The 11,961-nt window shown below is 56.9% G+C and carries 10 protein-coding genes and 1 pseudogene; 8 read left to right on the forward strand and 3 right to left on the reverse strand.

Annotation, left to right across the window (positions count from 1 at the left end; translation table 11 throughout):
- Window positions 1-340, forward strand: a pseudogene (locus tag VGP75_RS14240) (hypothetical protein); the annotation flags it as partial.
- A gap of 50 nt (window positions 341-390) precedes the next feature.
- On the opposite strand, the gene VGP75_RS14245 reads toward VGP75_RS14240, so the two are convergent.
- Both VGP75_RS14245 and VGP75_RS14250 read right to left on the reverse strand, forming a co-directional pair.
- Window positions 391-1,458 (reverse strand): tartrate dehydrogenase, encoded by a 1,068-nt coding sequence (locus VGP75_RS14245; protein WP_327544298.1) that lies wholly within the window; start codon window positions 1,456-1,458, stop codon window positions 391-393.
- Window positions 1,459-1,638: 180 nt separating this feature from the next.
- Window positions 1,639-2,073: a thioredoxin family protein gene (locus VGP75_RS14250; RefSeq protein WP_327544299.1), complete on the reverse strand. Its 435-nt coding sequence runs from the start codon at window positions 2,071-2,073 to the stop codon at window positions 1,639-1,641.
- Window positions 2,074-2,414: 341 nt separating this feature from the next.
- Here VGP75_RS14250 and VGP75_RS14255 point away from each other — a divergent pair, with 341 nt between their 5' ends.
- The 4 genes from VGP75_RS14255 (at window position 2,415) to VGP75_RS14270 (ending at window position 7,907) form a co-directional block, all read left to right on the forward strand.
- The gene (locus VGP75_RS14255; RefSeq protein ID WP_327544300.1) at window positions 2,415-3,134 is read left to right on the forward strand and encodes an SGNH/GDSL hydrolase family protein; all 720 of its coding nucleotides are present in this window, start codon (window positions 2,415-2,417) and stop codon (window positions 3,132-3,134) included.
- A 105-nt stretch (window positions 3,135-3,239) separates the two neighbouring features.
- Entirely contained in the window at window positions 3,240-4,199 is a 960-nt protein-coding gene (locus VGP75_RS14260; RefSeq protein ID WP_327544301.1) for a DUF808 domain-containing protein, read from the forward strand.
- Between the two features lie 68 nt (window positions 4,200-4,267).
- Window positions 4,268-5,623, forward strand: a complete 1,356-nt coding sequence (locus tag VGP75_RS14265) for a 3-deoxy-D-manno-octulosonic acid transferase (protein ID WP_327544302.1) — start codon at window positions 4,268-4,270, stop codon at window positions 5,621-5,623.
- A 685-nt stretch (window positions 5,624-6,308) separates the two neighbouring features.
- Window positions 6,309-7,907, forward strand: a complete 1,599-nt coding sequence (locus tag VGP75_RS14270; RefSeq protein ID WP_327544303.1) for a phosphate ABC transporter substrate-binding/OmpA family protein — start codon at window positions 6,309-6,311, stop codon at window positions 7,905-7,907.
- A gap of 158 nt (window positions 7,908-8,065) precedes the next feature.
- On the opposite strand, the gene proB is transcribed toward VGP75_RS14270, so the two are convergent.
- A complete protein-coding gene (proB, locus tag VGP75_RS14275; protein WP_327544304.1) occupies window positions 8,066-9,226 on the reverse strand; it encodes a glutamate 5-kinase in 1,161 nt (386 codons plus the stop codon).
- Window positions 9,227-9,499: 273 nt separating this feature from the next.
- On the opposite strand from proB, the gene VGP75_RS14280 reads away from it, so the two are divergent.
- From VGP75_RS14280 to VGP75_RS14290, 3 genes are all read left to right on the forward strand, one after another.
- A complete protein-coding gene (locus VGP75_RS14280; RefSeq protein WP_327544305.1) occupies window positions 9,500-10,279 on the forward strand; it encodes a pyrroline-5-carboxylate reductase family protein in 780 nt (259 codons plus the stop codon).
- 17 nt (window positions 10,280-10,296) lie between these two features.
- A complete protein-coding gene (locus VGP75_RS14285) occupies window positions 10,297-11,577 on the forward strand; it encodes a glutamate-5-semialdehyde dehydrogenase (RefSeq protein WP_327544306.1) in 1,281 nt (426 codons plus the stop codon).
- Between the two features lie 100 nt (window positions 11,578-11,677).
- On the forward strand, window positions 11,678-11,961 hold a 284-nt coding region (locus VGP75_RS14290), incomplete at its 3' end, for a YaeQ family protein (RefSeq protein ID WP_327544307.1).

The following is an 11,961-nucleotide window of genomic DNA, read 5'->3' on the forward strand; positions in this document are numbered from 1 at the left end:
TGCGCGGCTTGCGCTTTGGTCATTCCTTGCTGCGATGGCGCATGGTGCGGGGCTGATGCTTGTGCCGATCTATCTGGGCATTTGCGCGGTTGGTCAGGACGAAACGGGGCACCTTGCAGCACAAAATCTGATGGGGAATAATATCGTGACGGCCTTTGCTGTTGCTGCCGTTCACACGTTTTCCATGACAATCGCGGGCGGGCTGATCGCCGTGGTGATCTATGTCTGGCTTGGCCTGAAGTTTCTTTCGCGGACATGGTTCAATCTGGATGTGGTCTGGGCGCTCAGTCTGGTTCTGGTCGGCGCGTTCGGCATTTACGCCGCTAAGCTAGGGCACTGAACCAGCCGCACGCGGCCCTGCGGCACAGGGCTTTGTGCATTTAACGCGTATCAGACAGCCGCCGCGATGGCCTTGCCGCATGTCACAGTGTCTGCTGTGCCCCCGAGATCTCCGGTGCGCAAAGCGGCATCTGTCAGGACGGTTTCGATAGCTGCCATGATGCCCAGTGCGGCCTCTTGATGCCCCAGATGTTCCAGCATCATCGCACCTGACCAGATCTGACCGATCGGGTTCGCGATGCCCTTGCCCGCAATATCGGGGGCAGAGCCGTGAACCGGCTCAAACAAGGACGGGAACTTGTGCTCGGGGTTGATGTTGCCCGATGGAGCGATCCCGATGGTACCGGTGCAGGCAGGCCCCAGATCGGACAGGATATCACCGAACAGGTTTGACCCCACAACAACATCAAAGCGGTCAGGATGCAGCACGAACATAGCCGCCAGAATGTCGATGTGGTATTTATCAACCGTGACATCGGGATAGGATTTCTGCATCTCCAGAACGCGCTCGTCCCAATATGGCATGGTGATCGAAATCCCGTTGGATTTGGTCGCCGAGGTCAGTCTGCCGCCGCGCTTGCGCGCAAGATCAAAGGCGTAGCGCAAAATCCGGTCCACGCCCACGCGTGACATGACGGTTTCCTGCATCACAATCTCGCGCTCGGTGCCGGGGAACATCCGTCCGCCGATGGATGAATACTCGCCTTCGGTGTTTTCCCGTACGATCATCATGTCGATATCACCCGGTCCGCGCCCCGCCAAAGGAGAGGTCACGCCCGGCATAAGCTTGGCTGGCCGCAGGCTCACGTATTGGTCGAACTCACGGCGGAACTGCAAAAGAGAGCCCCAAAGCGAGACGTGATCCGGTACCGTATCGGGCCAGCCCACCGCACCGAAGAAAATCGCGTCATGGCCGCCAATCTGGTCTTTCCAGTCATCCGGCATCATCTGGCCATGCTTCTGGTAGTAGTCGCAGGACGCGAAATCGAATGTATCAAAGTTGAAATCGAGACCGTATTTCACGGCCGCTGCGTTCAGGACACGAATACCTTCGGGGACCACTTCCTTGCCGATCCCGTCACCGGGAATAACTGCAATGTTCATCTTGTTCGTGGCCATGATCGTGTCCTTTGTCAGTGCGATGGGTTTGAAGTCATGGCACGGTTTTGAACGCATGCCGAAACATCGCCGCGGTAGGTGAGAAAAGTGAGCGAGGTGGCACTGTATTTCACCAAGCCGTCAGGAAATGCAATCCGCAGCCAGCAGGGAAGCACCACGCCGTTTGCGCAGCCGTCTAGCTCAAAGATGCTGCCGCACAAAATCTGCGATGTCTTGCGCAGGCCGCGCACCGGACAAACGCGCAACTTCGCGGCCTTTGGCATAGAGGATCAGCAAAGGGATACCCCTGATCTGCAGGCGTTGCGAGACAGCGGGAAACTGCTCGGTATCAATCTTTGCAAAACGCGCATTTGTGCGCAGCGTGTCAGATGCCTTGGCGAATTCGGGGGCCATCATCTTGCAGGGCCCGCACCAAGGCGCCCAGTAGTCGACAATCAATGGCACCTCATCGGTGCGCACGGCCTTGTCGTGAAGCGGCATACCAAGTTCAGCCACAGTTCCATCCAGCAACGCTGCGCCACATTTCGCACATTTGGGCCCTGCCCCGCGCTTTGCCGTTGGCACCCTGTTCGTCTGCCCGCAAGAGAGACAGGTCAGTTTGACGGCGTCTTGCATTTTGTCGTGTCCTCTTGTGTTTTCATCTTTGCGCGCCAAGGATCCGCACCAAGACAGTGGGCGCATTTTTTGCGCATGATTATGAGCGCATATCAATGACGTCAAATTTATCGCAGCGCAGGCAGCCGGATTTGACAATGATCAATCGCTGCGCTGCCAACGGCCCTAATCTTGTCACTGGGTAAAAATTGCAGGCCTTTGAAAATGCCAAATATGAACTACGTAAAACGACAGTGATAACAGTTTTGCTTTCGCGTCACAGGCGCGTTGATGGAGGATAAGCCGCACAACCGGCATCTCCATCGCACATTTGACGCGAAACCTCTCGTTTGGAGGCTGAGATGTTGGACCTTGCAGCGCGTACACTTCTATTTCCTGTCCTTGTTGTCCAAGGCGCTCTGGTGCGTCGGTCAGCCCTGCATCTGGATGATCCATCCGGGCGGCGGCATGGTGTCAGCGGAGAGGGCCCCGACCTGCGTCTCTTGATCATCGGCGACAGTTCCGCGGTCGGCGTCGGGACATCGCATCAGGAAGAGGCGCTCTTGGGTCATATGCGCAAACGGCTGTCCCAGACCAACACGGTCTATTGGTCGGTCGATGCCAAGACCGGTGCAACAACGGCCGAAACGATCGCGCGGCTACAGCAGCATGCGCCTGAGAAATTTGATGTGGTGTCTGTATCACTGGGCGTGAATGACATTACCTCACGCGTGCCTCTTGCCAAATGGCTACTCAGTTTTTCAACACTGCTCGATCTGATCGAAGACAGGTTTGAGGCCGATGTTATCTGCGTGTCCGGCATTCCGCCGATCCGGTATTTCCCTTTGCTGCCACAACCGCTGCGCTGGGTCCTGGGCGCGCAGGCCACACGCTTTGATCAGGCGCTGCGCGCACTTGTCGCTGACCGGCCCGGATGCCGGTTTGTCGAAATGGATTTTGAACCTGACGTTTCAAAAATGAGCCCTGACGGCTTTCATCCCGGACCAAAGATCTATTCCGAGTGGGGCCGAAAGGTCTATCGCGCGATCCGTCGCGATATCCGGCAGCTGCATAAGACATGAAAGCTGACACAGGTTGCAGTCTAGCCGCCGTTGCGACATCATGAATTCTCTGGCCGCTGTTGGGACGCTAACGTCAACCAATTCAAAGAACCAAGGCGATTTTTCATGAGCGGACTACTGGCCCTTCTGGACGATGTCGCAGCGATTGCCAAGCTCGCAGCCGCCCAACTTGACGATGTCGCAGCGCAAGCCAGCAAGGCCGGGATGAAAGCGGCGGGTGTTGTCATTGATGATGCCGCTGTGACACCAAAATATGTCACCGGCCTGCCAGCGGCCCGCGAATTGCCGATCGTCTGGAAGATCGCACGCGCATCTTTCTTCAACAAGCTGGTCATCCTGTTGCCGGCGGCGCTACTGTTGCAGGCATTTGCGCCGTGGCTCCTGACCCCGCTCTTGATGCTCGGAGGTGCGTATTTATGTTTTGAAGGCGCCGAGAAAGTCTGGCACCTCTTCGCGCCGCACAAAGAGCACGGCCCCCAGCAGGCAAAGACGCTGGATGCGGCGCATCTGGAAGAGCAGCGCGTTAAAGGGGCCATCAAGACGGACTTTATCCTGTCTGCCGAAATCATGACGATTTCACTTTCGCAGATCGACATTGATACCTTCTGGATTCAGGCGGCCGCGCTGGCAGCGGTGGCAATCGGTATCACGGCACTTGTCTATGGCGCGGTGGCACTGCTGGTCAAAGCAGATGATTTCGGGATGCTGCTCAGTGCGCAGGGACGGCTTTCACTGACGCGGAGCATTGGACGCGGGATCGTGAAATCAATGCCAACGGTCATGATCGTGATCGCGACAATCGGAACGGTCGCGATGCTCTGGGTGGGCGGCAGTATCCTTGTGCACGGGATCCGCGATCTTGGCTGGTCTGTGCCCTATGACATGATCAAACACGCCGCACAGGTGGTGGCAGACACCGCCGGTGCCGCACAAGGGTTCTTGCGGTGGTTTGTGACTGCGGGCCTCGATGGGGTCATCGGACTGGCGGCAGGGTTCGTGCTTATCCCTGTTGTCATGAAAGCGGTGGTGCCGACAATGACGTGGCTCTTTCCTGAAAAGGCCTGATGCGATGAAAGCCGTACCGCGCGATTTTGGGTTGCTGGTAGCGCGTTGATCAGCTTATTCCCAAGGTTATGCGCGTATTTGGCGTGACATGGGAAGCCTTGGAAGAAATGAAACTCACGCTTTTTATGGCCTTCTACCGGTTGCTTTGGACCCTGCTCTTGCCGTTTGTCCTGCTCTATCTGTGGCGCAGGGGGCGGAGGGATCCTGATTACACGGGGCAACTGGCCGAGCGCTTCGGGTTCTACAGTACCGCGCTGCCGCAACAGGCCATCTGGCTGCACGCCGTCAGCATCGGTGAGACGCGCTCTGCCATTGCGCTGATCCGGCGCATCCTTGCGCGCGGGGACAAAGTGGTCCTGACCCACTTCACGCCCGCAGGCCGCCGCGACTCGACCCGCCAGTTCGCGGCTGAAATTGCCTCGGGCCAGTTGGCCGTCGTCTGGGCACCTTTCGACATGCTGTGGTGTTACCGGCGCTTCTTTCGGGCGTGTCAGCCGCAAATCGGCTTGCCCCTTGAGGTCGAGGTTTGGCCTGCGATGATTTACGCGTCCCGTGCCGCCGGAGTGCCGCTCTATATGTGCAACGCACAATATGCCCCCGGCCCCTTCGCGCGTGACCGCAAGTGGCTGCCGTTCCGGCGGTGGTGTATCGCCGCCTTTGCCGGTGCCTTTGTAAAGTCTGAAGGGCAGGCAGAGCGGTTTGCCTTGGTGGGCCTGAAGAATGTGAAGGTCACGGGCGAATTGCGTTTTGATCAGCCGGTCCCACCGGCGCTGATAGCGGCAGCGCACGAGTTGCGCCCTGCCCTCGCGCCGGAGCGCGAGATCGTGGCGATTGCCAGCGGGGTTGAAGGCGAAGAGGATCTTTATGTCGCGGTGCTGTCGCAGCACATTGCAACCTGCCGCGCCGCAGGCAGGCCAGCACCTTTTTTCATCTATGTGCCGCGCGCACCCGAAAGGTTTGATACGGTCGCGGCGAAATTGCAGAACGCCGGGCTGTCGGTTTGCAAGCGTAGCGATATGCTGGACGCGGCCTTGCGGACCGTCACCACCTTCGACGATCAAGACGTTTTGCTGGGCGATAGTCTGGGCGAGATGTTCTTTTACCTTTCGCTCGCCGACCGTGTGATCGTTGGCGGTGGCTTCACGCCGCGCGGGGCGCATAATATCATCGAGCCGCTCTTACTGAAAAAGCCGGTTTTGACCGGTCCTTGGGTTTGGCCAATCGAATTCCCCTTTACCGAAGCAGCAGAAGCGGGGGTTGCGATGAGCATCGCTGATCAGGACGCGCTTCTGGATGCGCTGAGTGCACCGCTTGCGGATCAAACCGCAAAGATTGACGCCTTCCTTGCCCTGCATATCGGCGCAAGCGATCGCACCTTGCGTGAAATTGATGCGGTCATCGGCAGAACACCCACGGCTTCATAGCGTAGTTGCCTGTCCACAGCGCAAACCGGAACCGACGATCTGACAGCAAATTCAGCTTCTTGCTGCTGCCAATTGTGACATCTGCTGCCCCGAACCGCCCAAAAACTGTGATTTTGAGACACTCAAGGCCTGATCTTGCCCCCGATCTGTTGAAAAACGATGAACGCTCGTCCAGCCCTCGCGCAAAAACAACGCCAATCAGGGCACTGATGCAGTCAAAAACCATGCCCTTAGGGGCGAGATGACACCGCGTTAGCGATAACATGGTCTGCGTTGAAGGATGCACCAGTCGCATCTTCACCGCCGCCATGGGTGGGCAAACAGACCCTGCACAGCAGAACGTATAAACTGTTGTTAAAGCGCCTTATTTTGTACATCCGGCCAACCGCCGCCACTAAGTTCGAACACTAAAGGACCGAAAGGTCAGCCGCATTTGCCGCTTTCAATGGGCAGCCACACCTACCCCGATAGCGCGCGTGAATCACAGCAAATAAAGTGAAGTGCCGCACACACAGGCGCAAAAAAACTAACAAAGAAACAAGATTTGGACACAAATTGATCCAAATCGGCTGTTTGTTTCTCGATCAGATGAAGGACACGTGAAGGGTGCGCCCAAACATCATGGTGGCTTTGGCTTTTTCATGGGTCTGAGCCGGGGCAAGAGATTTATAGAGGAGAAAAGGCATTGGCTTACGATCTCAAGAACCAACTTAAGACCTCGGCGGCAGCTGTCGCTTTGGTATCGGGACTTATATTCCCAGTCGCAGGTGCGGCAGACCAGATCAGCCTGAAGTCAACAGACGGCACGATTGATCTGGTCGGTGATTTCGTAGAATTCGCCAACGACACATATATTATCCGGACATCACTTGGTGACCTGCGCATTTCTGCACGCAGCGTGATTTGTGAAGGCGCGGCATGTCCGACATTTGACAACGTTACCGCCGATGTCGCGATTGTCGGCGCGGACTCGGTCGGCCTTGGTATGATGCCATTGCTGATGACCGGTTTTGCTGCATCTCTTGATGCGGAAGCCGAGATTACCAACCCGTCTGCCGGTGAATCGCTGGCATCCCTGATTGATGACGGTGGTTTTGGTGAAGAAATCGGGACATTCCTGGTATCGTCCACAAATGACACCAACGCCTTTGAATCCCTGCTTGATCGCAGCGCGATGATCGGCATGTCATCCCGCCGGATCACACAAGACGAAGCCCGCGCCCTGCGCGCAGACGGTGCCGGCAGCATGGTAAGCCCTGAGCAAGAGCGTATCATCGCCGTCGACAGCATGGTTGTTGCAACACATGCATCAAACCCGGTCCAGACGCTGACACAGGCGCAGCTTCAGGGCATTTTCTCGGGTCAGATCACAAACTGGTCCCAGGTTGGCGGCCCGAACAAGCGCATCACTGTAATTGCACAGGACGAAGACTCTGCCGGTCATGACTACTTCATGTCATATCTGTTCGGCGAAGAGCGTCCAAACTTCCGGCCACAGGCCATTTCTCCTGACGACCAGACCGTTTCCAACGTTCTGTTCCACGACACGAATGCCATCGGCTATCTTGGCTATGCGTTCCAGCGTGGCGCCAAGCCGGTGACACTGGTCAACGAATGCGGCATTGCAAACACACCGGATGCGTTCTCTGCCAAAACGGAAGAGTATGAGCTTGGCCGTCGTATGTACCTGTACAACCGTGCGGACAATCTTGACGCAAGAGCGCAACAGTTCCTTGACTTTGCAATCTCGAGCGAGGCTGACAGCGTGATCGGTAAGTCGGGCTTTATTGATCTGGGTATCCTGCGCCGCAGTCAGGCCGACGGCGATGCACGTCGCGCGGCACTGACGAACGAAATGGCCCGCTACGACATCGGCTTCGAAGGTGAAGTGATCGGCGACATGCTTGCGCAGATGGACAACTACGACCGTCTTTCGACAACATTCCGCTTCCGCACAGGGTCATCCCGTATCGATGAACGCGGCCGTTTGGACATGGAGCGTCTGATCGAGTATCTTGAGGACGCACCTGCGGGCACAGAACTGACATTTGTTGGCTTTACCGACGATGTTGGTGCCTTTGAGGGCAACCGCCAGCTTGCGATGCAGCGCGCAGAAGCCGTGTTGGAAGAAGTCCGCGCCGTTGCCGGTGACCGTCTGAACAACGTCACAATGTCGACAACGGGCTTTGGTGAGGTTGCACCGTCCGCCTGTAACGTGACCGAGCGTGGCCGCGCGATCAACCGCCGCGTTGAAGTATGGGTCTCTAAGACACAAGAGAGCTGATAACTGCTCAGCGATACGGGCAGTTGTTGCCCATATCGTCGCAGTGGAAACAGAAAACGGGCCTGCAAAGGCCCGTTTTTTTTTGACGCACGCATAAGGCAATGCACTCCAAGACAAGCAGCCTGTCGATCACAACCAGAGGCCAGCGCAAGTTGGATCTATGCGAGGATGACAAGCTTCCGGTCGTCTTGGGGCGCATCAAGTGGGAGGTGGTTCTCCTCAAGAACCAGCAGGTTCTCGACACCGATCACGTCACTTTTCGTCTTATAGCCGATCAGGTCTTCGACATTCATGTCAACGTGCCGTGCCATGAGCATCGTCTCTTCCGATGAAAAGTTTGTCAGCCCGCGCGCTACTTCTGCACCGTCCTCATCGTAGACATGCAGCACATCACCCTTTGTGAAATCACCCTGAATTGAGAGCACATCCTGCCGACCGATACCGCAATCCCCTACAACAACAGCAGCAGCGACGGCATTTGGGACCACCAAAGTGCCCGAGACCTGCAATCTGTTGCTCAGCCAGACCATCAGCGGCGACGCTGTCTTGCCGGTAACAAGGCAACGGGTAAAGCGACGTTCATTTTCAAGAACCGACGAGATTGGCCGCTCGATAATACCCTCGGCGATAATGGTCTCGACACCCGCGTTCTGGGCCATGTTTGCGGCTTGCATCTTGGTTAACATACCGCCGCTGCCTAGCGCGCTGATGGCTGTTGTCGACTCCAGATGTTCGCTGACGTCATCAATTTCCGCGATGAACTTTGCATTTGGTTCGGACGGATCACGGTCATAAAGGCCCTCAACGCTGGTCAGAATGACCAAGAGATCTGCATCCACCATCTGCGCCACTTTGGCGGACAGGCGGTCATTGTCGCCCACACGCAGGTCGCGGGTTGCAACAGAATCGTTCTCGTTGATGATGGGCAGAATGTCGTTTTCAAATAATCGCAGCATCGTGTTCTTGATGTTCAGAAACCGGCGTCGATCTTCCATGTCATCGACTGTCACAAGCATCTGTGCGACGTCCATATTGTGCTCTGAAGCGATCTGGCGGTAGGCGTTCATCAACAGCGGCTGCCCACAGGCAGCGGCCGCCTGTTTGTCCAGAATGCCCGCGTCTTCGGGGCGTTTTCCGACCATATTCAGACCTAAAGCAACCGATCCCGAAGACGTCAGGATAACATCATGCCCCTCTTTTTTCAGTTGCGCCAGATCGCTGAGAAGACCGTTGATAAAGGCATAGCGCAGGGTCAGGTTTTCGTCATTCGCAAGCAGGCTAGAACCGATTTTGACGACGATCTTTTTCTTCTTTGGCATGGAAGCCTCCGGTAAATTATTGTTTTTATTGAATGAAAAGCTATCGGTTTGCGTCGCACGACGCAGCCCTGTAGCACTGCCCATTCAATGATTCGCCGACGTATAACATGTACTGCGCCCCTGAACGCAAACAGGTCGCCGCATAGAGCCGCCGATTGGCAGGCTCTTTCCGGTCCGGTCATTGACAAGAAACAGACCGGCTGATGCGCGATGCGATGCTGCACTGCAGCAACCATGTGGCGCGTCCCGTCAGTTCGGAAGAAGGAGACGAAAATGAACATACTTTTGATTGGCTGCGGAAAAATGGGCGGCGCGATGCTGCGGCAGTGGGTAAACCACGGCGGGAACAGTTTCACGGTCGCCGATCCTGCGGCAAGTGACCTTCCCGCGGGTGTGGCCCATGTGTCAAAAGCGACAGATTTGCCCGCACAGGAATTCGACGTGGTTTTGATCGCAATCAAGCCGCAAATGATTGCAGACGTATTGCCTGCCTACACACATGCGCTCAAAGACGGCGGCATCTTTGTCTCGATTGCGGCGGGCACCAGTGTGGCCTCTCTGGAAAAGGTCGTGGGTGACGCGGCGATTGCGCGGGTTATGCCGAATATGGCCGCACTTGTCGGCATGGGCGTATCGGGGCTCTACGCAAACGACCGCTGCACGCCACAGCAGACACGCGATATTGTGGCACTTATTGACCAGACCGGCACGTGCATTGCCGTTCAAAGCGAAGACCAGATCGACCGCCTGACCGCTGTCAGCGGCAGCGGGCCGGGCTATGTCTTCGAGATATTGCGCAACTATGTCGCCGCAGCCGAGGCGCTTGGCTTTGATCATGAAACAGCACGCACGCTGGTATTTGATACCGTCACCGGCACGGTCGAAGCCGCACGCCAGTCTGACCTGAGCCTTGAGGAACTCCGCAATTCCGTGACCAGCAAGAACGGAACAACGCAGGCCGGATTGGGCGCGCTGATGCACGACGGGACGCTGGAGGCCTTGCTCCATGGCACGCTACAAGCGGCCTATGCCCGCGCACAGGAATTAAGATAGGACGGAAAGGGAACACAATGAACGATATGAGCACCGAACCGAACAGGTCCGACATCGCCACCATCGTGGCCGATCTTGGCCAGCGCGCCAAAGCAGCCGCCCGCGATCTGTCCATGGCCACCACTGCGCAACGCAATCTGGCACTGACCGAGGCGGCCAAGGCCCTGCGCGCGAAGACCGCCGATATTCTGGCCGCGAATGACAAGGATCTTGAGAGCATCCGCGACAGTGGCAAGGATGCCGCTTTCATCGACCGGCTGAAACTGACCGATGACCGCGTGGGCGCCATGGCCGATGCGCTCGATGCGATTGCGGCACAGGATGATCCGCTTGGCCGTACGCTTGCCACCTTCGACCGGCCCAACGGCCTCAGGATCGAGCGCATCAGCGTGCCAATCGGCGTGATCGCCATGATCTATGAATCCCGCCCGAATGTGGGGTCCGACGCTGGTGCGCTGTGTATTAAATCCGGCAATGCGATTATTCTGCGTGGCGGATCAGAAAGCCTGCATTCCTCACGCGTGATCGTCGCGTGTCTGGCGCAAGGTCTTGCCGCTGCGGGCCTGCCTGAAGATGCCGTTCAACTGGTCGACACCCGCGACCGCGAAGCCGTGAAGGCGCTGCTGCACAGCACGGATACGGTTGATCTTGTTATTCCCCGCGGTGGACGCGGTCTTGTGTCCCTCGTTCAGCGCGAGGCCCGCGTGCCGACGCTGCTGCACCTAGATGGCAACAACCACACCTATGTGCATGAAAGTGCCGATCTCGAAAAAGCGATCGGCATCATCAGGAACGCGAAAATGCGCAGAACTGGTATCTGCGGCGCCACCGAATGTGTTGTGATCGACGCCAAGATCGCTGCACAGGTTTTGCCCTCGATGGCCGTGGCTTTGAACGATTGCGAATTGCGCGGCGATGACGCAGCACGGGCAATGTTGCCAGACATGTTGCCTGCAACAGATGACGACTGGAACACGGAATATCTGAGCAATATCTTGTCCGTGAAAATTGTGGATGACGCCGATGCGGCCATCGCATTCGTTCAGGCCCACTCCTCGGGCCACACCGACGCGATCGTCGCCGAGGACGCGCAAGCCGCGAAACGCTTTATGGCGGCGATTGACTCGGCGGTTGTCATGCACAACGCCTCGACCCAGTTTTCGGACGGCGGTGAGTTTGGCATGGGTGCAGAGATCGGGATCGCCACAGGCAAGATGCATGCACGCGGCCCCGTCGGCGCAGAGCAGCTGACCAGTTTCAAATACTTCGTCCATGGTGACGGGCAGCAAAGACCCTAGGGCAATGAATGGGGTCCTTGTCGTCAAGGGGCCCTTATCTGCTTTCACAAAGCCGCCAGAGGCATTAGGCAGGCCTATCTTCGCTATTCCGGGGCACACCATGGCGCAAAAATCCACGATCTATAAAGTCGAGCTTTCCGTCTCCGATATGGATCGTCACTACTACGAGACACATAAACTTACCGTCGCCAAACACCCGTCCGAGACGGACGAGCGGATGATGGTGCGTCTTGTGGCCTTCGCGCTGAATGCACATGAGCATCTGGAAATGACCAAGGGCATTTCCACCGATGATGAACCCGATATCTGGCAGAAAAGCCTGAGCGGCGAATTGGAGTTGTGGGTCGCGCTCGGCCTACCCTCTGAAAAGATCATCCGGCAATC

The sequence above is a fragment of the Yoonia sp. genome, assembly GCF_036007805.1.
Lineage (GTDB): Bacteria > Pseudomonadota > Alphaproteobacteria > Rhodobacterales > Rhodobacteraceae > Yoonia.

Excerpts from the sequence above, each read along its gene's own strand:
- VGP75_RS14245 (WP_327544298.1), bottom strand. The coding sequence starts at position 1,458 with ATGGCCACGAACAAGATGAACATTGCAGTTATTCCCGGTGACGGGATC.
- VGP75_RS14250 (WP_327544299.1), bottom strand. The coding sequence starts at position 2,073 with ATGCAAGACGCCGTCAAACTGACCTGTCTCTCTTGCGGGCAGACGAAC.
- VGP75_RS14255 (WP_327544300.1), top strand. The coding sequence starts at position 2,415 with ATGTTGGACCTTGCAGCGCGTACACTTCTATTTCCTGTCCTTGTTGTC.
- VGP75_RS14260 (WP_327544301.1), top strand. The coding sequence starts at position 3,240 with ATGAGCGGACTACTGGCCCTTCTGGACGATGTCGCAGCGATTGCCAAG.
- VGP75_RS14265 (WP_327544302.1), top strand. The coding sequence starts at position 4,268 with ATGCGCGTATTTGGCGTGACATGGGAAGCCTTGGAAGAAATGAAACTC.
- proB (WP_327544304.1), bottom strand. The coding sequence starts at position 9,226 with ATGCCAAAGAAGAAAAAGATCGTCGTCAAAATCGGTTCTAGCCTGCTT.
- VGP75_RS14280 (WP_327544305.1), top strand. The coding sequence starts at position 9,500 with ATGAACATACTTTTGATTGGCTGCGGAAAAATGGGCGGCGCGATGCTG.
- VGP75_RS14285 (WP_327544306.1), top strand. The coding sequence starts at position 10,297 with ATGAACGATATGAGCACCGAACCGAACAGGTCCGACATCGCCACCATC.